Annotated in this window: 21 protein-coding genes and 2 pseudogenes; 9 read left to right on the top strand and 14 right to left on the bottom strand. The window is 59.2% G+C overall.

The window, feature by feature from the left end; translation table 11 throughout:
- Window positions 1–110 precede the first annotated feature (110 nt).
- The gene (locus tag JQ632_RS06855) at window positions 111–1,307 is read left to right on the top strand and encodes an ATP-binding protein (protein ID WP_212401526.1); all 1,197 of its coding nucleotides are present in this window, start codon (window positions 111–113) and stop codon (window positions 1,305–1,307) included.
- A 388-nt stretch (window positions 1,308–1,695) separates the two neighbouring features.
- On the opposite strand, the gene bfr is transcribed toward JQ632_RS06855, so the two are convergent.
- The 9 genes from bfr to JQ632_RS39330 form a co-directional block, all read right to left on the bottom strand.
- Complete coding sequence (bfr, locus tag JQ632_RS06850) at window positions 1,696–2,184, bottom strand: bacterioferritin (protein ID WP_212401525.1); 489 nt, start codon at window positions 2,182–2,184, stop codon at window positions 1,696–1,698.
- A gap of 165 nt (window positions 2,185–2,349) precedes the next feature.
- Window positions 2,350–2,574: a bacterioferritin-associated ferredoxin gene (locus tag JQ632_RS06845; protein WP_212401524.1), complete on the bottom strand. Its 225-nt coding sequence runs from the start codon at window positions 2,572–2,574 to the stop codon at window positions 2,350–2,352.
- A 30-nt stretch (window positions 2,575–2,604) separates the two neighbouring features.
- Window positions 2,605–2,844 carry a hypothetical protein gene (locus JQ632_RS06840; RefSeq protein WP_212401523.1) on the bottom strand — a complete coding sequence of 80 codons (240 nt, stop codon included), beginning with the start codon at window positions 2,842–2,844 and terminating at the stop codon, window positions 2,605–2,607.
- Window positions 2,841–4,490 carry an IS66 family transposase gene (gene tnpC / locus JQ632_RS06835; RefSeq protein ID WP_212401522.1) on the bottom strand — a complete coding sequence of 550 codons (1,650 nt, stop codon included), beginning with the start codon at window positions 4,488–4,490 and terminating at the stop codon, window positions 2,841–2,843. Before tnpC ends, JQ632_RS06840 begins: the two co-directional genes overlap by 4 nt.
- A 69-nt stretch (window positions 4,491–4,559) precedes the next feature.
- Entirely contained in the window at window positions 4,560–4,907 is a 348-nt protein-coding gene (tnpB, locus tag JQ632_RS06830; RefSeq protein ID WP_157348914.1) for an IS66 family insertion sequence element accessory protein TnpB, read from the bottom strand.
- Window positions 4,904–5,299, bottom strand: a complete 396-nt coding sequence (gene tnpA / locus JQ632_RS40405) for an IS66-like element accessory protein TnpA (protein WP_157348915.1) — start codon at window positions 5,297–5,299, stop codon at window positions 4,904–4,906. The genes tnpB and tnpA overlap by 4 nt, the downstream gene beginning before the upstream one ends.
- A gap of 237 nt (window positions 5,300–5,536) precedes the next feature.
- Complete coding sequence (locus JQ632_RS06820; protein ID WP_212401521.1) at window positions 5,537–6,310, bottom strand: caspase family protein; 774 nt, start codon at window positions 6,308–6,310, stop codon at window positions 5,537–5,539.
- A gap of 217 nt (window positions 6,311–6,527) precedes the next feature.
- Complete coding sequence (locus tag JQ632_RS06815) at window positions 6,528–6,887, bottom strand: hypothetical protein (RefSeq protein WP_212401520.1); 360 nt, start codon at window positions 6,885–6,887, stop codon at window positions 6,528–6,530.
- Window positions 6,888–6,897: 10 nt separating this feature from the next.
- Window positions 6,898–7,344, bottom strand: coding sequence for a hypothetical protein (locus JQ632_RS39330; protein WP_249151511.1), 447 nt, complete (start codon window positions 7,342–7,344; stop codon window positions 6,898–6,900).
- A gap of 965 nt (window positions 7,345–8,309) precedes the next feature.
- On the opposite strand from JQ632_RS39330, the gene JQ632_RS06805 reads away from it, so the two are divergent.
- From JQ632_RS06805 to msrA, 3 genes are read left to right on the top strand one after another with little or no spacing between them, the layout of a single operon-like run.
- On the top strand, window positions 8,310–8,801 hold the full coding sequence (locus tag JQ632_RS06805) for a hypothetical protein (RefSeq protein WP_249151509.1): 492 nt from the start codon (window positions 8,310–8,312) through the stop codon (window positions 8,799–8,801).
- Window positions 8,798–9,085 (top strand): peptide-methionine (R)-S-oxide reductase, encoded by a 288-nt coding sequence (locus JQ632_RS06800; RefSeq protein WP_212401519.1) that lies wholly within the window; start codon window positions 8,798–8,800, stop codon window positions 9,083–9,085. Before JQ632_RS06805 ends, JQ632_RS06800 begins: the two co-directional genes overlap by 4 nt.
- A 2-nt stretch (window positions 9,086–9,087) precedes the next feature.
- Window positions 9,088–9,600 carry a peptide-methionine (S)-S-oxide reductase MsrA gene (msrA, locus tag JQ632_RS06795; RefSeq protein WP_212401518.1) on the top strand — a complete coding sequence of 171 codons (513 nt, stop codon included), beginning with the start codon at window positions 9,088–9,090 and terminating at the stop codon, window positions 9,598–9,600.
- 125 nt (window positions 9,601–9,725) lie between these two features.
- Here msrA and JQ632_RS06790 read toward each other — a convergent pair whose 3' ends face one another.
- The 5 genes from JQ632_RS06790 to JQ632_RS06770 form a co-directional block, all read right to left on the bottom strand.
- Window positions 9,726–12,560 carry an ATP-binding protein gene (locus tag JQ632_RS06790; RefSeq protein WP_212401517.1) on the bottom strand — a complete coding sequence of 945 codons (2,835 nt, stop codon included), beginning with the start codon at window positions 12,558–12,560 and terminating at the stop codon, window positions 9,726–9,728.
- Between the two features lie 646 nt (window positions 12,561–13,206).
- A complete protein-coding gene (locus JQ632_RS06785; RefSeq protein WP_249151507.1) occupies window positions 13,207–14,349 on the bottom strand; it encodes a hypothetical protein in 1,143 nt (380 codons plus the stop codon).
- A 23-nt stretch (window positions 14,350–14,372) separates the two neighbouring features.
- Window positions 14,373–14,942 (bottom strand): cytochrome P460 family protein, encoded by a 570-nt coding sequence (locus tag JQ632_RS06780; RefSeq protein ID WP_212401516.1) that lies wholly within the window; start codon window positions 14,940–14,942, stop codon window positions 14,373–14,375.
- A gap of 11 nt (window positions 14,943–14,953) precedes the next feature.
- On the bottom strand, window positions 14,954–15,592 hold the full coding sequence (locus JQ632_RS06775) for a cytochrome P460 family protein (protein WP_212401515.1): 639 nt from the start codon (window positions 15,590–15,592) through the stop codon (window positions 14,954–14,956).
- 106 nt (window positions 15,593–15,698) lie between these two features.
- Window positions 15,699–16,034 carry a hypothetical protein gene (locus JQ632_RS06770; RefSeq protein ID WP_212401514.1) on the bottom strand — a complete coding sequence of 112 codons (336 nt, stop codon included), beginning with the start codon at window positions 16,032–16,034 and terminating at the stop codon, window positions 15,699–15,701.
- A gap of 521 nt (window positions 16,035–16,555) precedes the next feature.
- On the opposite strand from JQ632_RS06770, the gene JQ632_RS06765 reads away from it, so the two are divergent.
- The 5 genes and pseudogenes from JQ632_RS06765 (at window position 16,556) to hemA (ending at window position 22,285) form a co-directional block, all read left to right on the top strand.
- Window positions 16,556–18,337: a GAF domain-containing sensor histidine kinase gene (locus tag JQ632_RS06765; protein ID WP_212401513.1), complete on the top strand. Its 1,782-nt coding sequence runs from the start codon at window positions 16,556–16,558 to the stop codon at window positions 18,335–18,337.
- A 300-nt stretch (window positions 18,338–18,637) separates the two neighbouring features.
- Window positions 18,638–20,257, top strand: coding sequence for an MASE4 domain-containing protein (locus tag JQ632_RS06760; RefSeq protein ID WP_249151505.1), 1,620 nt, complete (start codon window positions 18,638–18,640; stop codon window positions 20,255–20,257).
- 49 nt (window positions 20,258–20,306) lie between these two features.
- A pseudogene (locus JQ632_RS40240) lies at window positions 20,307–20,531 on the top strand (hypothetical protein); the annotation flags it as partial.
- A 59-nt stretch (window positions 20,532–20,590) separates the two neighbouring features.
- A pseudogene (locus JQ632_RS39315) lies at window positions 20,591–20,704 on the top strand (SOS response-associated peptidase); the annotation flags it as partial.
- Window positions 20,705–20,926: 222 nt separating this feature from the next.
- On the top strand, window positions 20,927–22,285 hold the full coding sequence (gene hemA, locus JQ632_RS06750; protein ID WP_212401512.1) for a 5-aminolevulinate synthase: 1,359 nt from the start codon (window positions 20,927–20,929) through the stop codon (window positions 22,283–22,285).
- The last annotated feature ends 134 nt before the right edge of the window (window positions 22,286–22,419 follow it).

Below are 22,419 nucleotides of genomic sequence, written 5' to 3'. Positions count from 1 at the left end.
CAAGAATCAGACGATGCCAGCGCTATCGGATGTCTGAATTACCGACAATGTTGATTGGAAACGGGATTTCAAGGGGGGATTGAGTGGATTCAAGGGTATGGATTGAGGATGTGCCCATCACGGGGCAAAAGGTTATCGAGCCAGACGCAAGGGTCGTCGATGCATTCCAGAATATTGGCTACAGCCTGGAAGCCGCGCTCGCAGACCTCATCGATAACTCAATAGATGCCGGCGCGAAGCGCGTTCTCGTCCGCTTTGTCCGTACAGATAACGAACTGCACAGTCTGGATGTGGTGGACAATGGCCGCGGCATGAATGATGCCGAGATTGATCGCGCCATGAAATTCGGAGGGCAAAGGACTTACCAGACCGGCGACCTCGGCATGTACGGGATGGGATTGAAAGCTGCTTCCCTCAGCCAGGCAGACAATCTCACTGTGATTTCGCGAGCCAACCGTAGCATAGCGGTCGGTCGGCGATGGCAGGCAAAAGAGGCTCGACGCGGCTGGCAATGCGACGTCGTATCCGGCCAGTTTGCCGACGAGGCGCTGGACGTCGCACTGAACGGCTTCGATTTGTCGCACGGCACGATCGTGCGATGGGATCAGGTCCGCGACTTCAGAAAAGCAAGCGGTCGCGTGGACGCTTACATTCAGCGCATCCGCAACACACTGACGGTGCACCTTGGACTGCAATTGCACCGATTTTTGACCGGTGACAAGCCCAGACTGGAGATACTCGTCAATACACTCAACGTTCAGACAGGCCAGGTCAGCCCAGACTTCAAGGTCACACCTCTGGATCCCTTCAATTACTCCCATCCTGGATCGAGAAAATATCCGAAGGAGTTTCACGTCGCCATTCCGCAGGTCGGAGACCTGGCGTGCCACGCGCACATATGGCCAGCGAGGACAAAGGAAGCTTGTTACAAGCTCGGCGGCGGCTCGGTCGCTCGCCGGCAGGGATTTTATTTTTACAGGAATGATCGCCTTCTTCAGGCGGGCGGCTGGAATAATTATCGCGAAGATGGCGAACCGCACCTTTCCCTTGCACGGGTCGCCATTGATCTGCCGCAACGCTTTCAGAGCTTTTTCAGCGTCCGATTCAACAAGGCTGCAGTGGACGCGCCGCGCTCGTTCGTGGACGCTCTTGAGCATGCCAAATCATCAGACGGCACCACCTTTCCGGAATTCGTCGAACGCGCACAGGTCGTCTACCGATCCAAGCCGGAGCGAAAGCTGGATCCGGTGTTTGCGCCGGGAAGAGGTATTCGTGCCGCTGTGGCCGAGACACGATACGATCATTGATTTTACAAAAGATTTTTTCCAACTGAGCCAAAATCCGATCATTAGAGATCAATGGCTTACAATGAGAGATCCAACTGCAAAGTTCGTCGTGGTTGGCAGATCGACATATTCGAAATATCGGGGGTACGAGTCACTGGAGCGCTACCGCCTTTCCCCACACCGAGCAGACCTGCGATATCTCATCCAATCTTACGCATAGGGTCGTTTGTGGGCCCATGGACCTGCTCAGCTCTACGCTAGTACGGAGGAATACTGAAAGACCTTCGGCTACCGGTCGGGTGAAAGCGACCTTCGTCGCGCAAAATCGAAGGCGCGCGTTTTCGGTCAGCGTTTTTGATTACCCCTCACTGGGCCATACTTCTCCGGTTGCCGTGGACGGCACGAAAGTTCAGTGCTCTTCGGTCTCGAGCCCACCGACATGCTTCTGGGTGTAGAGCTCGAGGCCAATACGACCGATCAGGTCGAGCTGGATTTCGAGGAAATCGATGTGATGTTCTTCATCGCTCATCAGCTTCTCGAACAGGTCGCGCGTGACATAGTCCTTGACGCCGTGGCAATAGGTCGCCGCCTCCTGATAGAGGGCACGCGCGCTCATCTCGGCGGCGAGATCGCACTCGATGATCTCCTTGACGTTCTGGCCGATGCGCAGGGGATCGAGCACCTGCATGTTCGGGAAACCGTCGAAGAAGATGATGCGGTCGGTGAGCTTGTCGGCGTGCTCCATCTCTTCGATGGACTCCTTGCGCCAGACCTTGGCCATCTCCAGCAGGCCCCAATTGTTGAGGAACCGGTAGTGCAGCCAGTACTGATTGATCGCAGTGAGCTCGTGACGCAGTCCCTTGTTAAGATACTCGATGACTTTGGGGTCGCCCTGCATGATGAACTCCAAGACTTGAGGCCGGGTCTTGGCCTTCAAGTTTAGAACGATTCCGAGGAAGAACAAGCAGGCAGGCATTCTCTGGGCACGAAACCGAGAGGTATCTATCCAGCAAATCCACGGAAGTTAGGCGCCGTGGGCACGAATTTGGGCTCATTCTGCGCGCTATCCATGGTCCGGTCGATGCAGGCGGCTGGCCTGACAGGCTAGTGCACATTCCCTGTACGCCTCGTCGATGATCGTCCTGATGGTGTGCGCGCAGCGGCCGCATTCGGCGCTGCAGCCAAGGCGTCCATAGACCTGCTTGGCGTTGCGCAACGCGTCGTCAGCCGTCTTCACGGCTTGGCGAACATCGCGGTCGCTGAGGAAATTGCAGGAACAGATGATCATAAAAGTATCCATTCGGCGTAGGCCGCAGGGTTACCGCTTGAGCAGTCCAGGGTTCTCTTTGTAGAACCTGATGAGCTCGATGAGGTTTTCGATTCCGAAGTCGGTGAACGCCTGGATGCCGTCTTCTCCGACGCCATAGACCCAGATGACGCCGTCCTCGATCTCCATTTCGTTGGCGATGTCCCACAGCCAATCTTCGTCTTCGCCGAGGTCTTTCGCGACCTGGGTGATGGTGGTGACGTGATGGACGTTGTTGACGTGCGTGGTCATGCCGCTCGAGCGGAGAGTGCTGATGCCGGCGTCCAATTCCAGGGCAGAAGTTCGTCCAGCCGATGAGCCGGATGGGCGGCAATGCGAGCGAGGATATCGGTGAGCCAGGCCTGCGGGTCGATGCCGTTCATTTTCGCCGTGACGATGAGGCTGTACATGGCTGCGGCGCGCCGCCCTCCGCGATCAGATCCGCAGAACAGCCAGGACTTCCGTCCAAGAGCGATACCTCGCAAGCCCCGTTCGGCGGCATTGTTGGAGAGACACACGCGTCCATCTTCCAGGAACAGCGTGAAGCTCGTCCATCGCTTCAGGATGTAGTTGAACGCCTTGGCCAGATCGTGCCCACGAGACAGTTTGGCGAACTGTTCGCGCATGTAGACCTGAAGATCCTCGACCAGAGGCCGGCTCAGCGTCTGTCGCACCTCCAGACGCCCTTCGGGGCTCCTGCCATTGATGGAGCGTTCGATCTCGAACAGCGCATCGATCCGCCGCACAACCTCGATCGCAATCGGAGAGAGCGGGATTTCCTTCTTTCCGGCACCCTTGCGCCGCGCATTCTCTTCGATGTCAGCCATGGCAAAGAATGGGCGCCTTCCATGCGACCAGCAGGCAGCTTCCCGGATCGGTCCGGGCTGGCGCCCGGCCAGATAGAGCTGGTTGTACCCGTCATAGGCGTCGGCCTGCAGGATGCCGGCATACCGGGCCAGATGCCCTTGCGGATGCTCACCCTTGCGGTCGCGTGAGTAGTAGAACATCGCTGCTGGTGGGCCCGCGCCCCCAAACGGCCGGTCGTCCCGAACGTAGATCCAGCATCGTCCCGTGTCGGTCTTGCCCTTGGCCAGGACCGGCACCGTCGTATCGTCAGCATGAAGGCGCTCGGCTGCCATGATATGGGCTTCCACCAGGCGCAGCAGGGGATCCAGCGACGCACAGACCGCCCCCACAGCATCGGCCATGGTCGATAGCGCGATCGGCACCCCTTCCAGGGCATAGCGCTCGGCTTGGCGGTTCAAGGGCTGATGCTGGCCGAACTTCTCGAACATGATCATGGCCAACAGGCTCGGGCCGGCCCATCCCCGGGCGATGGCATGGAATGGCGCCGGCGGCTGGCTGATCTTCTCGCAATCGCGGCAGGAGAACTTCTCCCGGACCGTCTCGATCACCTTCCACTGCCGCGGCACTACTTCCAGCGTGCGCGTCACGTCCTCGCCGAGCTTGCGAAGGCGATTGCTGCCGCAGCATTCACAAGCCGTAGGTCCTTCGATCACCACCCGCTCCCGGGGAAGGTGCTCAGGGAAGGTCTGGCGCTCAGCGCGCTTGCGCGTAAATCCACGTCCCGTCGTCGTCTTCGCCAAGGCTCGTTCCGCCGCAAGCTCGTCCTCAGTGGCGTCGGCTTCCAGCTCTTCGAACGTCAGCGCCAACTGCTCGATCAGCCGCGCCGAACGCTCCGACCGTTGCCCATAGATCTGATGCTTCAGCTTGGCGATCTGCAGCTGCTGCTGGGCGATCAGCGCTTCGTCTTCCGACGCTTTCGCGCGGGCGACCGCGAGCTCGGCGGCGATCTCCAAACCCTTCGCGCGCTCGACCGCCAGCGCCTCTCTCAGGGCGGCAACGTCATTCGGAACAGCGTCGCGATCATCATCCATGCGACGCAGTGAATCACAAGTTGGACGCGTTGGGACTCCCCAAAATGCCTACATCCGTAGTTTCTTCGTTCAGCCCGCGCTCTGCGGCCGCCAGCTTAGTTGCGGATTCCTCCAATCGATGCCCTCGAGCATGTAAGCCATCTGCGCCGCAGAGATCGACACCGCGCCGGCCGACGCCGACGGCCAGATGAACTTACCGCGATCCAGACGCTTGGCGTAGAGCGACATGCCTAATCCGTCATGCCAGAGGATCTTGACCAGATCGCCGCGGCGGCCCCGGAAGATGTAGAGATCGCCAGCGTGCGGATCGCGCTTCAGAATCTCCTGAACTGTAAGAGCCAGGCTTCGCATGCCGCGACGCATGTCGGTGTGGCCAGTGGCGATCCAAACCCTGACGCCGCTCGGAATCGGGATCATCGTCGCCGCAGCAGCTCAAGAACTCGCTGCAGCGCCTCAACGTCCACGTCACGGTCAACGCGAACGCGACAGCCGCCGCCAAGCTCGATCTCGATGATTCCAGCCCTTGCACGCTGCGCAGGCGGCGAAGACGCCGGTTGTGGCGCGTCGCTCGAGATCGGGGCCGCCACGGGCGTGATCTCGACGGGAACGAGAGCTGGCACAGAATCTCCGCCCAGTCGGCCCTGGCGCGCTTGTCGACGCCAGGTGAACAGCAGGCTGTGAGCCACCCCGTGCCGGCGCGCGACGCCGCAGACCGTCTCGCCAGCCTGCAAGGTTTCTTCGACAAGGCGAACCTTCTCGTCGTAACTCCATCGCCGCCGACGCTCGGCGCCCAACACATTGACCTGCATTCGCCACGTGACCTTAAAGCTAGACTTAAGGTCAAATCCTCGGGCAGCCTCTCAAACTACACAAGGCGGCCGACGCCGGAGGGATACTCATAAAACGCGAAAAATAATCTTCAGTGATGCGGCGTCATCATATCGGACGGCGCCAGTGGCGTTGGAGGTGGCGGAGACGATTGAGCGGCGACCGCCATGGGAAGTCAGCCTCGACCTTTGATCTTTGGAGGGCAGAAATCTGTTTGATCACTCGTGCCGACCGCTAGCTGCTGAGCGGACCGAGAACACGGGAGCGTCGCTCCGCGCCGGCCAAAGATTAACGCTCTCGGTTAACGTAGATGACACAGCTGGAATCTGCTGGCCCTGAGTAGCAGCCATCACTGCGTTTCGGGTGTTGTTGAAGACCTCCTCGATCGCCTTCGATGAATCCATCTGCGTAAGAAGAGCGGTCATCAGCTGACTATGTAGTTCATCCGGGTCTTCGACGACCTGGCCAGGCGCTGCTGAGCTCAGGATGAGCGCGTTCTCACCGGTTTGAATGGGCGCAAGTCCGTGTGAGTAAGTCCTGAAGCGTCGCTCATAAGGATTGCGGCGTGAGGCCTCAATGACTACGAGCCTGACGCGCGCTCCGGAAGTCTCGAGTTGCGAAAGGAGACGGTCAATGCTTACGCCTTGGCGACGAACATCCTCTTCACTCCAGATCTTCGCATCTACTGGGATTAAGTAATTTTGTCCGTCAGATTGGACGCCGTAACCTCCGAAGTAGACTAACACAATTGAGTTCAAATGTACGCTTGCCCTTAGATGATCAATTGCGCAGGTCATGTCGAGACGAGTCGCATTGTCAAGGGCGTCAACCAGAAAGCCGTCTTTGCGAAGAGCATTTGTCAAACCTTCCGCATCTCGTGTCATTTGGGGAAGAGGAGAGTCGGCATCGGGATAGGTTGAATTGCCAATCACCAGAGCTAGCCGGTTAGTATCGAGAGGCGCAGATTCACCAGAACAGATGGGCGCGCTCATGATCTGGTTATGAGGCTTCTCCAACCGCATTGTCCCGCCGAGTCCGGTTGAGAGCAAACCGAGCAGGACTGCAACGTCGCCTAGTATTCTGGGAAATGTCATTTCATTACGGCCTCCTCCACTTCACCGAGGAATCGCTCCTCTCTCGGTAAGATGGCTTGGCGCTGCCAGCATTCGCGCCACAGTCGCCTCCGGACGCGTGACGCCGTTGCGTCCTTCAATTGCGTCGCGCCGTCCAGTAGCCCGAGCATCGCGCCGTTCCTGAGTGGCCGCTCCAGGTCCCCTGACCGGACGTTGCGAACAGTTTGCCCGCACCCGCGGCATATTTATCTTGGACCGTCACCGAAGCGCGAACCGCGCCGGATTTTGCGACGTAGCCTCGAAATCTCACGAGATTGGGATGCGTGACGATTCCGTTGGTCACATCGACAGTAAAGCTGTAACTGGAATCGCAGGTTCCTCTTTGCGTCACGAAGACAAGGTCCCAGGAGCCGTCGTACGCCGAGCGCCCGTATGCTGCCGGTGCAAAGACAATGAAGCAGCTTGCTGCCGCGATCAGAAGCGAACGCTTTGTCATGATAGTTCTCCTAAGTAAAGCAGACCATGTATTCGAGCCGTCCAGAAACGGCTCGCATTTGTCCTGGACCGGTACGCCTGCCGATCGACATATGGGACGTTCGCGTAGTCGCATCCGCCTCCGACACCGCCAGCGCGATTTCGTCTCTCGTCTTGACGTCCAGCGTCTTCGCAAGCGATCCCATTAGGGTAGCCCAGCCGGAGAGTGCGTTCGGGCTGATCGACATGAGGCGATGCAGGTTGGGCACGAAGCCCAGCATCTTGTCGACGTTGTCGAGGATCAGCTTGGACTCCGCGGGGCAACCTCGCGTTTCGGAATGGCGATACGGGGCATTTGATCTTTCTACTGTAGACCGCAAACGATTATTCGGTTGGTGACGATGCGGGCCGTCACTGACGCCGGCCGTCTCAGCCAGCCTAGGGCGCGTCGCGCCCCAGCGATCATGTTTCTTGATCATGCAATCGATAACAGCAGGTCATCGGCTGAGCACCGATCGGGGGCACTAATGTCACGTGTCCCGGACCTCGTCCTCAGCCGCGCCCGATTCGCCGCGCTGACCGGCGAGGAGCCGGCGGCGCGGAGCGCCCTCACCTCGTTTTCCAGGTCTGGGATGCGCTACCTGACCGGCTCGAAGGGATGTCGATCTTGGTAGCCTCGGCCGAAGCCGGCAGTCTCTCCGCGGCGGGCCGGCGGCTCGGCGTCCCCTACCGACCATCAGTCGGAAGGTCGCTGATCTGGACGCGCACCTCAACATGCTGGTCCGCTCGACGCGGAAACTGTCGCTGATCGAGGCGGGGCTCGCGTACGTATCCGCGTGCAAGCGCATTCTTGAATCAGGTCGACGAGGCTGAGTCGCAGGCCTCAGGGAGTACACCGTCCCGCGCGCAACGCCGGCGACGACGGCGTCGATCAAGTCCTGTTCTAGCAACGTCAGACCCGCCTCCTGGGCAAGTGAATCGGCTCCGGCAGATTGAAGCACCTCCACTGGCGATCCTCATGGCATCGTTTCGATAGCCGGAGGTGATTGGACGGTTGACGACCCAGCGCCTATCTTCGATGCAGAACAAGGAGTATCGCGAATGCCGACCTACAGGGAAAAACCCGAAGCGGTCTCGAAGTTGACTCCTGAGCAGTACCGCTCCCGCAAACTGACAGGACCGAGCGCCATTTGCCAACGACTACTGGGACAACATGGAGGCTGGTCTCTACGTCGACGTGGTTTCGGCGGGCTTCGTTTCTTGATCGACGCGAAAGCTGATTGCAAGCTGTCGCATGACTTCACTCTACAGGAACGCCGGTTTCTCCGTTCGCTTCTGCACTATCCGGAGACTCGTGTAACCGAGTGATTGGATGATTGAAGCCCCCAAGACTGACTCCACCCCGACGCCCCCAATCCAAAGGAGCCGGTTTTGGCAAGGCCGGATGAAGGGGACCGTAGTGTCGAGTGTTCCCCCCACGGAGAACTACGGTCCTCTCATCTTGGCTTGTTACCTGATCGTCATGTGCACGCTGATTATCGCGCTACCGTGGACGATGACGCTGCCGGCTTCCTACGGTCATGATGCGATGCACCCGGAGCTGAACCCGTGGTTTGCCAAGCTCCGTAGTAAGTCTGGTCCCTGCTGTGACGGCTCCGACGCCCTACATCTGCGCGACGTCGAATGGGCCACTCAAAACAAGAAGGAGAGCCACTACAGGGTTCTGGTGCCCAAGACCGCCGAGCTCTATAGAGCCGCCTCCAAGGGTCAGGACATTAAGAAGGACGATACCGAGTGGGTCGATGTTCCGGACGATGCCCTCGTGACCGACCCGAACTTGGACCGTAGCACGTTGGTATGGGTGTGGTATAGCTCCGGTTTTCAGATGACCGACGAACCGCACATTCGTTGTTTCATGCCGGGCGCGCTGACATGATCCGCGCTGTCTCTCATTACGCCGCTGTCAAAAAGACAATGCGGCCCCTCGAGGCCGCGAACGTCGTCGAGAACGTCGGCAGTCCGCACGGCATGACGCGCACGGACCGAGGTTCGTCCAGGCACGGCGACAGCCACCTTGGTCACGTCTTTTCGGATGGGCCGCGCGTCCACGGGCCGAGGTACTGCATGAACCCGGCCTGCTTGAGGTTCGTCCACCGCAACCCGTTGGAGAGCGAGAGGTACGGCGAGTACGTGAAGTTCTCCGCAAAGCAGGAGGCTTGACCATGGCGGCGACTACAGAACGCGCGATGCTGGCAGGGGGATGCTTCTGGGGAATGCAGCAGTTGGTGCGGCGCTTGCCTGGCGTCGTCTCGACACGAGTCGGCTACTCGGGCGGCGACGTCAAGAACGCCACGTACCGCGACCACGGCGCGCACGCGGAAGCGATTGAGATCATGTTCGACCCGAGCCAGACGAACTTCCGCGACCTGCTGGAGTTTTTCTTCCAGATCCACAACCCGACGACGCCCGACCGGCAGGGAAACGACCGAGGTACAAGCTATAGGTCGGCGATTTTCTATACGAGCGAGGAACAGCGCCGCGTCGCCGAGGATACCATTGCCGATGTCGAGGCCTCTGGACTGTGGCCGGGAAAGGTTGTGACCGAGCTCTCGCCCGCTGGCGATTTCTGGGAGGCGGAGCCCGAGCACCAGGATTACCTGGAACGCTATCCGAACGGCTACACATGCCACTTCGTCCGTCCGCATTGGAAGTTGCCGCGGAGAAACGCCGCCTGACGGCGCCCCGCGGTGACTGTGGCGTGCGGCGCGGCAGCCTCACGGCGTGTGCGCCATAAATCGTTGCCAAGTGGAAGCCGCGACTTCCCCGGCCGTTTTTTTGGATGGCGCGTACCCGCGCAACCTCATGCCGCGTGGTCAGCATTCACCGGCAGCGTGAACTCAAACGTGGCACCGAAGGGTACGTTTGGAGTGCCCCACAGCCGGCCACCGTGGGCTTCGATGATCGAACGGCAGATTGAGAGCCCCATACCCATGCCGCTGGACTTTGTGGTGAAGAAGGCCTCGAACAGCCGCCCCGCATTCTCGGTGGAGATCCCGACGCCGCAATCCGTCACACTTACGTGCACTTGTTGTGTCTCTTCCTGGCTGGATTGGATCACCAGTTGGCGCGGTCGATCCGTGATCGATTGCATGGCTTCAATACCATTCATCACCAGGTTGATAATCACCTGCTGCAAATGGACCCGATCCGCCATGATCGTGGGCAGGGTGGGGGCCAACTCCAAATGCAACGAAACCAGGTGGCCGGTTAATTCACCCTGCACCAGCGCGACGACCTCCCTGATGACGTCATTGACGCCGAGCGCTACTCTCTCAATCTCAGCCTTTTTCGCGAGCGTCCGGATGCGCCGGATCACCTCACTCGCCCGATTGTTAGCTTTGATGATCAAATCCAAGCAGCCGCGCGCTTCGTCCAAGTCGGGAGTTGCGCGGTCGAGCCATTTTCGACAGGCCAGGGCACCGTTGTCGACGGCGGCGAGCGGCTGTTGCACCTCGTGCGCGATCGAGGCCGTTAACTCTCCAAGGGTGATCACCCGAGTAACGTGAGCAAGCTCAGCCTGCGTTTGGCGGTATCGCCGCTCGCTTTCGCTGGTCTCGCGCCGGAGCCGCGCCAATTGCAGGTTTGCATCGACGCGGGCGATCAGCTCGCGGGCGCTGAACGGCTTCAGAAGATAGTCATCGGCGCCTGCTTCGAGTCCCTCAACCTTCGCTTCCTCGCCAGCACGCGCCGAAAGCAGGACTACCGGCACATCGCGAAGAGCATCATCTCTACGGATCGCTTGAAGGAGGCCGAACCCGTCGAGCCGCGGCATCATCACATCGGTGAGGATGAGGTCCGGACGCCTCGCGCGGGCGGCGTCGAGCGCCGCCTGGCCGTCCGGAACCGCCTCCACCGTATAGCGCCCGGCCAGCAGGCGCCCTACATACTCCAGCATATCGGCGTTGTCGTCGGCAACCAACACCGTGGCACGTTCGACCGCAGCAACGGCCCGGCGCGGACTGATCAGTTCCTTTTCGATCACAACCTCGCGTGCGGCTATACCGCCGGGGAGCGAGCGCAAGGCCTCTTCGACGAAGGCTTCCGCCTGGCCCCCCGTCGGGGCCGTCGTCGGCTCGCCGCCGATCCGCTCTCTCGGGAGGTGGGCGGTGCCCGTCGGGATCGTCACCGTGAAGGTTGTGCCGCGCCCAAGAACGCTTTGCGCCCACACCGTGCCGCCGTGCAGCCTGACGAGTTCCTGCACGAGCGCTAGCCCGATTCCGGTCCCCTCCATCGTGCGGCCCTGCTGGCCCTCGACGCGATAGAAGCGCTCGAAAAGCCGCGGAAGCTCGGGCTCGGGGATGCCCACCCCGGTGTCACGGACGACTAGCTCTACCGAGGGCCCCGCGGCCCGAAGCGCCACTGCGACTTCTCCGTGGAACGTGTACTTGAAGGCGTTCGACACGAGGTTGAGGACGATCTTCTCCCACATATCCCGATCGACGTAGACGGGGCTGGAGAGAGGCGGGCAATCGATGGTGAAACGCAGACCCGCCCGGCTCATCGCCGAGCGGAAATTACTGGCGACTTCCGCCGTGTAGACAGCCAAGTCGACCGGCTCGTAGACCGCCTGGATACGGCCCGCCTCTATGCGGGAGAAGTCGAGCAGCGTATTGACCAGCTTGAGCAACCGCAGGCCATTGCGGTGCATGATCTCAAGGTCGCGCCGCTCGGAGACGATCGCGTCCGCCGTCGGATGGCGCACCAGCAAATCTTCGAGCGGACCGAGCATCAGGCTCAGCGGCGTGCGGAACTCGTGGCTCGCGTTGGAAAAGAAGGCGGTCTTAGCGCGATCGATTTCGGCGAGAGCCTCCGACCGGCGGCGCTCCTCTTCGTAGGCGCGGCTGTTGGCGACCGCCGTGGCCATCTGCGCGGCCACCAGATCGAAAAACCGTCGATAGCGGATGTCTAGTGCCCGGCGGGGATTGATTCCGCCAATGAGTACACCGGTCACGCCGGCATGCTGGCCCGATTTCGCCACCGGCAAGACAATCGCCTGCGTCGTCGGCTCAGGCCAAATACCCGCAGGCAGCGCCGCAACACGCAAATGTAGATCGTCGAGCAGAACCGGCTCACCGCGGCGCACCGCCCGCGCAATGGACCACCCGTCATTCCCATCTAACGCGAGATGGCGAGCCGGATGATAGTTCGACCTTTGGAGACCGGCAGAAGCCGCGAGTGAGACGCCCTGGCCATCGTCATCAACCAAGTATAAGAGGGCGAAAGGGATTTCCGGGTTGTTTTCCCCTAGGACCTCGGCGAAGGTACGGCATGCCTCCCTGACGCTTTTCGATTCTGCGGTCCTTGCGGCCAGCTCGCGCAAAATCTGCATTCGACGCTCGCTGAGAACCCGCTCTGTCGTTTCGCTGACCGCGGTGAACACGCCGCCGACGCGACCATCGGCGGCCTTGATGGGACTATATGAGTACGTGAAGTATGCCTCTTCGAGATAGCCGTAGCGATCCACCGCAAGCAGCAGGTCCTCGGACCAGGTTGCTTCCCCCCGCTTCAATACGCTGCCAAGCTGCTCACCAATGATGTCCCAAATCTCCGGCCAGGTCTCGATGCCCGCCCTGCCGAGCCCCATCGGATGCTTCGCCGCACCGAGTATAGGCCGCCAAGCATCGTTGTAGAGCATTATAAACTCCGGCCCCCACCAAAGCACCATCGGGAACCGCGAGTTGAGGCAGATGCTTACGGCCATCTTTAGCGAATCAGGCCATTGCGCTGGTGGCCCCAATGGCGACTGCGTCCAGTCATGGGCACGCATGAGCGCACCCATTTCGCCGCCACCAGAAAGAAACTCTGGGGGCCGGCTGAACCCCTCGTTCCGTATCACCGCGCTTCCTCCAATTTTTTGGCCGCACTCGTCGGGGCGCTTAGCGGTGACGCCGATATGTTCCATCGCGAACGGCCGCGAGGACGCCTGCAAGCTCGTACAGCGCAACGCCATGCCGGTTGGTCGGTTCCACCCTCAATCCCATCGCTTTTGCGACATGCTCTTCCACACGCGGATCGATCTGCGCGAATGCCCTCGGAGTGATGGCCATTAGGAAAGAACGCGTCATCGGTGGTTACCGCGCTTTCATCAGCCCGGCGCTCCCTTGACCATCCGAGTCGTCCCCCCGTCGCACTTGATGAAATGATTGCCACGCCGCGCCTGCAAGGTGAACCACGGGCGCGTACTCATCAAACTCGCATCGACGTGGGAAGGAAGCGTCAGTGGCTGAGAGACCGATTGCGTTCCCCGCATGAACAGGGAGCGCACTTATGTGGCCAGGAGATTATTCATTCGTGAAGCCTACGACCGGGCAATTCACCAGATTCCCCGTCGTCTTTACCGGCCCCCCCGCAGGGCTCACAAGTAAACCTGACGCACTCTTGGCTTCGAGATCATCGCCGTCAGTGATCAGTTTCCGTTGATCCTTCGAGATAGCTTCCTTGGTCCACTCGGCCAGTCGTACGTCCCACATCGGAGAATATCCGGCGCTGATCTCTGTGAAGTGCGCGAGGATGTCGAGCGAGGGCCCCTCTCCGTTGAGGGCGCTGTCGAGCCCTTGACGGTTCGGATCTTTCGCACCCATCTTGCCGTTCACAATCGTATAGATCACCTCTATCGCGCCGCTCTGAAGAATGTCGCTTTCAGCCGGCGCAAAGGTGGACGACTCGAGGGTGGCCGACTCCTCGGAGTTTGCGTCAAAGCTAAGGTAGCGCAGGTGCTTGCCGTTCGCGAAGCCGAACCGGAGTTTCAAGTCAACAGTGCCCTTATCAGGACAGATGCTCGCCACGGAGTCCGTCACGACAGAGTAGTCAGGACTGCCGTTGCAGAACGCGATTTTCTCGGGCCCGACGTCGAACGCGATGACCGGAGCATTAAAGACAACGTCCTTATCGTTCGTCACCCGAACCAATGGGCTGTAGTGTGCATCCCCGACAGACCCGGCTCGGGCCGTTTTAGGAGGAAAAAAATTGGGCGCCTCGCCCCCCACTAACGTCTGCGACGGCGAGAAATCGATCCGGCCAGATTTGAACGTGAAGTTACCCGCGGCGTCCATTTCCGCGACCCGCGTGCTCGTCAGGTCCTTGGCCTTAGCGAGACTCGGCGCCCATGTGAGCCCCATCTTTTTTGAAGTAGCAAAATCACTTACGTCGGTAAGCACGAACCAAACAGTTTCTCCCGAAGAAAGACGCCCACGATGAAGCGGCAGCGTTACCACCTCTCGTGCGAGGTCCACCTGCCCCGAGGTAAGGAATTGCTTTGTGATTTTCTTCTCGGCAGGTGGATTGGCGGCTAGACTCCCTTGAGGTGCCGAGAACGACACCACAAAGATCATCATCGATCCACAAATGCATCCGCCGCGCCTTTTGCTGGACTCCATGGCTCTACCTTTTTTCTGCATCCGGTCCGTTTTTTGCACGCGTAACATTCGAGCAGCTCGCTAACGAACTGTCACTTCTTCAGTCCGGGATAGCCTTGCACATAGATCCAGTCGGTCTCCTTGGCAGGGATGTGGCAGCCTAGACAATCTGAGCGGAAGTTCGTTGAGGTCGTTTTCACAGGGTCACCCGCGTCAAACCAAGACCAACCCCAACCATTGCCCCACAGCTTATTATCGGGGTAGCTGTTCTTACTGTCCTTCACCATCATGAACCAGCCCTTGAGGATATCTTGATGGCTTACCGTCCCAGTCGTCATATCCGAAGTGGCCGTGGCGTAAACTTCCTTCACGAAGATCGAACGTTCGGGGAATTTGCCTGTCGTGCGATAGGCCGCCGCAGTTCCTGGCGAAGCGTAGACGGCGTGAATCTCCTTAGCGCCCTTATCACCTGCGACAGACCAACTCCCAAGAAATTCGTAGGTGGTTCGGTAGTCCTTCGGGATATGCATGTTGCCTGCTGCATCAACAAGTTGTTCCTGCGCAGGGGCGGGCTTGCTATCTACGGGCTGCGAGACAAGGCACCCGACGGTCACGACGACGAAAGACGCAGACGCCACGGCCGCACTTCCGAGGAATTTCATCGCAGCTCTCCCTACTTCTTAATGGTCTGGCCGGGCGGCACCGGCACCTGGTCGAGCAACACATAGAACTGCGTCCATACGTCATCCCGTTTCGCACTTGCAATGTGGCAGTAGGCGCATTCCTCGATCGGCCGGACCTTGGCGGTGGCCGCCTTGGGCTCATGATGGTTGAAGTTGTAATAACCCCAGCCATCGGTAGCTTGATATCTCTTGGTGTCCTTGACGGTCACATCCGCTCCGTTGAAGGCGCCCGGGAAGAATCCTTTCCCCGATGGCTCGGTTCTCGAACCGTCCGGATGAGTGGCGGGCTGCATGAGCTGCAGTTCTTTGACGAAGATTGTTCCTTCAGGGAAGACGCCTGTCTTCTTGTAGATATCGTAAGAACCAGGCTCGATATAGACGTTATGAAATTCTGGGAAGTTTGCTTGAGGGGGATTTAAAAAATTTGGCGTCAGTGGCGAACCAACATAAACCCATTCGTGAAAGTTCTTCGGCAGAATAAGGTCGCCATCCTTCGTGTATTCAGGAAGATAGCGACTGGTAGCGTGCCAATCGTCGGGTGGTGGAAGCTGCGGCTGCTGTGCGAAGACTGCGGTTGCAATAGCGCCAGCGCCGAGGACGGTGGAAAGTGCTAGTACTGTACGTCTCATGATCGCTCTCCTCTGACCAGCTGTATGTCGCCGAATGAAGCGATGCCAGCATTCGTGCGCAGTTGGTCTCATTGACTACGCACAGACTAGGTTAATCGTGGGTGCCTTAGTGCGAAAGAAACAAAGGGTCATGAAATTGATGCCCACCCGGAATGACGTCCTCTCGAACTAACACGGCGCAGTGACTAGGGATTGCCGGCGTCAGTTTTGGTATCCGACGTCGGCCTGCTCGCGCGACATCTGCTCGCTGAAGTTTGGCGGCTTGCGGACTTTTTTGAGGGTGATGTTGTGGCGGTCGAGAAAACGACAGAGCGAACTGCGGCTGGCCGAAGCGCCGCTTGCGCAGCTCAGCAATCGTCTCCAGCAGGGTCAAGTCGGGATTCTTGGCGATCACAGCCAAGATCTCGGTCGCAAACTCTTCGAAGCGGCGAAGCGCTTCCACCACGTGGCTTCGGTGTCGCGCTGTTATTTATGGTCGCGCCAGCGCTGCGGACACTTGACTGCCGGCGCTACACTCACCTCAAAACGTTCCACCGCGTCGCGCCGCGGCGCACCGCGGCACCATTCCGCGTCCCGAGATCGGCACAAACTCAATAGCCGAACCACGGGGCAGGTCGGGCTTGCGGCGTGAGAGTCTGACCACTTCCAGCCCGCGGAGAGAGACTTCTCGATCGCCGCGCCCCTAGGCAGGCCTCCGTGACTAGCATCTTGTTGGGAACGATTTGCTTTTGGGCTGTCACCTTTCATCAGGTTAACCTCGTTCCCTTGATCCTTCGGATCACTGTTTATGCTGCCCACTCAAACGACTTTCCTGTAGCCTGGAGGCGAGAATAGTTGTTTTCGCTGTATCGGAACCACCACGCCTCTAAAGCGTTCGGCGGTGATGACGGGGTAACCGACACGTCGTTTACCCTGGGACGTTCATCAATTGCTCGGCGCGCTTTCGCCGTACGGAGGCGAACCATGATCGAGACAACCCAATCGACAAATTACTTTCCTGTCGAGGCCTCAGTACCCCCTGGTGCGGTTTCTCTAGAAGCGATCCTTTGCACAGAGGAGCTGCGTCGTCGCCCGTGGCGTCCACCCGACCACGAGAAGGAGAACCGCGCGCTCGTAGCGCTGGCCGGCGCGCTTGTCGAGTCACCGTCTAATATCCTTCAGACACTGGCGGAGATAATTCTCGACGTCACCCAGTGTGATTCTTCCGGCCTCAGTTTGCTAACGAAGGATGATGGTGGGAAACGGTTTTATTGGCCAGCTATTGCGGGCGAATGGAAACGGCATATTGGCCGCGGGACGCCGCGCGATTTCGGGCCCTGCGGCGACGTGCTCGATCAAAACCGTACATTGTTGTTCCGACACTTCGAGCTGCGTTACCCATACTTCATCCCGATAACGCCGGCGGCGGAAGAGTGCCTGCTCGTCCCGTTTTACATCGGGGGCAAGGCTGTCGGGACAATATGGGCGATCACGCACGGCGAGCGCCGCAAGTTCGATTCGGAAGATGAAAGGATCATGAACACCTTGGGACAATTCGCCTCCGTAGCGTACCAAACCGTCGAGTCCATTGAAGACCTCAAATTGCAAATCGCCGCCCGCCAACAGGCGGAAACAGCCTTGCGGGCATTGGCCAGTGGGTTGGAAGCGAAGATCCGGCGCTTGGTCAACGCCAACATTATCGGGATATTCATCTGGAGTTTTGATGGCCGGATCATTGATGCTAATGAGGCCTTTCTCCGAATTGTGGGTTACGGCCGCGACGATCTCGTTTCGGGCCGTCTTCTGTGGAAAGAATTGACGCCTGCCGAGTGGCGCAACGCCGACGAGCGACGGGTCAGAGAATTAGAGACGACTGGAACTGCGAAGCCGTATGAGAAAGAGTATTTTCATAAGAATGGCGATCGCGTCCCCGTATTAGTTGGAGGTGCGACCTTCGAAGAAAAGTCAGATGAAGGCGTCGCCTTCGTGCTCGACTTAACCGATCGCAAGCGAGCGGAAGCGGCAGTGCGAGAGAGCGAGCGGCGGTATAGCGAAGTACAGAATGAGCTCGCACATGCCAACCGGGTCGCAACGATGGGGCAGCTGTTGGCTTCAATTGCTCACGAAATCAACCAGCCGATCGGGGCATCAATTAATTCCGCCAACGCCGCTTTGAACTTCCTTCGCGCTCAACCGCCAGATCTGGAGGAAGTCCAGCTGGCACTTGCTGAGATCGTCAAGATCGGCTTTCGAACCGGCAATATCATTGATCGGATCCGCGCTCTCGTCAAAAAGTCGCCTCCACGAAAGGACAGCTTGGATATCAATTCAACAGTGCTAGAGATCGCGGCGTTGTCGAGCGGCGAGATGTCGAAGAATGGCATTTCCGTTCAGACGCAGCTTGCCGAGAGCCTACCGGCCGTGCAGGGCGATCGTGTCCAAATCCAGCAGGTTCTTCTCAATTTGTTCGTTAACGCCGCCGAGGCGATGAGCCGAACAAGAGAAGGACCGAAAGAATTGATGATAAGCACTGGGAAAGACGGCTCCGAGGGTGTGCTCGTGGCGGTGCGGGATTCGGGCCCCGGGCTGACTATCGAAAACACCGAGCGGGTGTTTGACGCTTTCTACACAACCAAAGCGAGCGGCTTGGGAATGGGGCTGTCCATTTGCCGTTCGATAATTGAGGCGCATCAGGGGCAACTGTGGGCGGCTGCCAACGTACCGCGGGGCGCCGTTTTCCAATTCACGTTGCCGGTATACTCGTAAAAGTGAGGAAAGCGAAGCTCAGGTGCTAGGCCGTGTACCCATAAACCCATCGGTCGGGGTCAGGTCAGAGAGACGTCCATATCGCTCAATTGCACTCGCGTCGTGCCGGCATTGGCGAAGGTGATCGCTGGCATTAGACTGTGGTCGAGACGCCCTGCGACTTCGGGCTTGTGAGATCGGACGATCTCGTCGGGCAACTGGTGGGTAGGAAAGGCACCACATTCTGGAAGTCTGACTTCGAATTAGAGGCCGGCGAACTCGAAATTGCCGCCCATCGCGGGCTTTCGACGTGAGGCGAATATGTTCATGGAAAGGTCGGCGGCCGGATTACAGGCGCATGAGCATGTACTCTCGAATCTTTCGCCCAGCGTCGCTCAAAGGCGGTTCGCGCTTGGCGTTGTGCTAGTGCTGCTCCTTGTCTTTGTCATCGTGGCAGGCCCGCTCTCGGGCTTGCCACTGAGGCGGGTTGACGCCTTTATACCCGCCTACGGCACTGCGATTTTCGTCATCGACTCTATCACCGCAGCCCTGCTCTTCGCGCAGTTTTCCGTCCTACGCTCGCATGCGCTCCTCGCATTGGCGAATGGCTATTTCCTGACGGCGCTCATCGCAATTCCTTGGACGCTCACATTTCCAGGCGTATTGGCGCCGGAGGGCGGCCTTGGCGGCGGCCTCCAGAGTACGGTTTGGCTCTATGTCCTGTCGCACGTGGGCTTCGCCCTGTTCGCGATCGTCTATATACTACTGAAGGATGCCGATCCGATGGAGTGGCTGTCGTCACGCTCCATTCGTGCGAGGATCCTTGCGGCTCTCGGATCGGTTACTGCGCTCGTCTGTTGCGCAACAGTTTTCGTTACAGCAGGCCATGCGCTTCTCCCGCGCATCATGCTCGACACGGCGGAGGTTTCCTATCTCTGGTACTACGCGATCGGACCGATGGCGGCATTATTCGTCGTCGCGCTTGTCTTGCTATGGCTCCGGCACCGCTCGGTGCTCGATCTCTGGCTGATGTTGGTCTTGTTCGCATACATCATTGAGATCGCCCTCACCGCCTTTCCTATGCCGTACCGCTTTAGCGTCGGCTGGTATGCCGGGCGAATTTACGGCGTGCTTTCCGGCAGCTTTGTGCTGCTCATCCTGATGAAAGAAGTGACGATGCTATACGGTGAACTGCTGCGCGCAGTCCTTGCCCAACGCCGCGAGCGCGAGGTGCGTCTGCTGACGGGGGATGCGGTCGCAGCCACCGTTGCGCACGAGATCAAGCAGCCATTGTCGGCGATGATTATGAACGCCAGTACGAGCCTGCGCTGGCTTGATCGCGCGACGCCCAACATCGATGAGGCCAAAGCCGCATTACAGGCAATCGTGAACAACGGGCACCGTGCGGACGCGGTGATCGAGAATATTCGGACGCTCTTCAAGAGAGATGCGCGAACCCGGACCTTGCTCGACGTCAACAATCTGATCCGCGAAGCTCTGGCGCTCGTGCGCGACGACCTGCAGACGCATCGGGTAGCGGTTCAAACCGACTACAACCAATCGCTCCCACCGATAGAGGGCAACCAGGTTCAGCTGCAGCAGGTGCTCGTGAATTTGATCACCAACGCGATCGATTCAATGGCCACTGAAGTTGGGGACCGGGTACTTTCCTTAAGGTCTAAAGTATACGACTCCGGCAGTCTGATGGTGTCGGTGGAAGACGTGGGGAAGGGTGTCGAGCCGAGCGCTACCGATCTGATATTCAAACCGCAGTTTACGACCAAGGTGCACGGGATGGGGATGGGGCTGTCGATCTGCCGGTCGATCATCGAGGCCCATGGGGGGCAGTTGTGGGTGACCGCCAATCTGCCCCGAGGTGCCATTTTTCAATTCACGCTGCCCGCCCACCAGGAGCACTACCATGCGCAGTGCTCCTCTTGAAAGATGCAGGCGGCCGAATTGCCTACGGAGACCCTGATCTCGATCATCGATGCGAGGCTATAGCGCGTCTGATGAAATCGCGGGGGTTCACGGTCAAGGCTTTCCCCTCCGCGCTGGCTTTTTGTCCTGCCCAAAAATTCGCAATACCTCCTGCCTGATCGTGGACGCCCATATGCCGAGAATGACCGGGATTGAGCTGCATCGTCGGTTGGTGGAATCGGGCTATGCCGTTCCAACGATCCTGAGCGGTTACCTCGACGACAGCGTTCGGGCTCGTGCGTTGGCTGATGGCATCATTTGCTACCTGACCAAGCCGTGTGATGAGGATGCTTTGTTTGGATGCGCGCACCGTGGGACGAGGCCAAGGCATTGCAGCGGCCGCTGCCGGATGACGCGCTCAGGATCCTCATGCGTGGGGCCGACAAAGAGGATCGAGCAGCAGCATAACCGCGCTCATGCTTCGGCCATGACCGTGAGGCGTCCCTCAGGCTTCATCCAACCGTGCCTGCCGTCGAAAGTCGCGCGACCGCAGTTCGGACCGCTCTGTGTTTATGAGCTGCCTCAGGCGGCGCCCGACCATAACCGGGGGTCATGCAAATTATAACTGAGACGAGTGCGAAGTGCTCTGCGTGATGAGCTATGGTCGAGCTACGGTCAGGAGTGATTGAGATGGTCGATCTGGACGTATCGGCAAGGCGGCAAGGAAGGCATCCGACGCACGTAAGCGTCGGTAATAGCCATTTGTGTGTGGATATTGCGTCGGGACAAAGAGCGTTGACGTCCTCCGACGGGACGTTCGCGACGGACGATAACGATTGCGTGGCCCAAGGGTACGAACGTCATTTTCACGACTCTCTGGAGCGCCTGCACGGGGAGCAGCGTTATCGCGTCTTCGCCGACATCGAACGCATCTCTGGCCGCTTCCCAGCCGCCAAATGGCGCCGGTCTGACGGAACCGTTACAGAAATCACGGTTTGGTGCTCAAATGACTATCTCGGCATGGGACAGCATCCGGAGGTCGTGAGCGCGCTGACCGCAGCGGCACACCGCTGCGGCGCCGGAGCGGGCGGAACGCGCAACATCGCCGGAAATAATTCGCCCTTGGTTGATTTAGAGGGCGAGCTTGCTGACCTGCATCGTAAGGAAGCGAGCCTCGTCTTCACCTCTGGCTACGTATCGAACCAGGCCAGCATCTCGACGATCGGTAAGCTGATCCCAGACTGCGTGGTCTTATCTGATGCACTCAACCACAATTCGATTATCGAAGGCGTCCGTCAATCAAGTTGCGAAAAGCGGATTTTTCGCCACAACGATCTCTGTCACCTTGAGGCGTTGCTGCGCGAGGCGGGAGACCGCCCTAAGCTTGTCGTGTTCGAGTCCATATACTCAATGGATGGCGATGTGGCCCCGATCGGCGCCATCTGCGACCTTGCGGACCGGTATGGTGCGATGACCTACCTCGACGAGGTTCACGCGGTCGGTCTCTACGGCGCTCACGGGGGCGGGATCAGCGAGCGTGATGGCGTGATGCACCGCGTGACCGTGATCGAGGGTACCCTCGCCAAGGGATTTGGCTGCATTGGCGGTTATATCTCGGCGTCGCGATTGATCTGCGACGCGGTGCGCAGCTTCGCGCCCGGATTCATCTTCACGACAGCACTCCCTCCACCAATTGCTGCCGCAGCCCGTGCGTCAGTTCGTTATCTGAAGCATTCGTCTGCCGAGCGCGAAGCACACCAGCGGCAAGCCGCTGCAACGAAACGGGCGCTCCGAGCCGCCGGGCTTCCGGTCCTCCCGACCGAAACTCACATCGTGCCTGTGATTGTCGGCGATGCGGAATTGTGCAAGGCGGCAGCCGATCGCCTTCTAGAGCGCCACGCCATCTATATCCAGCCGATCAACTATCCGACCGTTCCTCGTGGGACGGAGCGTCTGCGCATCACGCCGTCGCCATATCACGGGGATAACCAGATAGCGGAACTCACAGCTGCGCTCGTTGAGACCTGGGACACCCTCTCTCTTGCCTGAGAGCCGTACTTGGGAGCGTCGCCTTCGCAACTGCCTCCCCCCGGACTATGCATCGAAGGGGCGTGGGCTACCCGGGGGCGCAGATCATGCTGGGAAGGCGTCGCGTGTCCCAGGTTGCGGCAGAGGCAGCCAAG

The organism is Bradyrhizobium liaoningense, from assembly GCF_018130955.1.
GTDB lineage: Bacteria > Pseudomonadota > Alphaproteobacteria > Rhizobiales > Xanthobacteraceae > Bradyrhizobium > Bradyrhizobium liaoningense_C.
The sequence above is the reverse complement of the archived record's forward strand: the minus strand, read 5'-3'. Positions and strand labels throughout refer to the sequence as shown.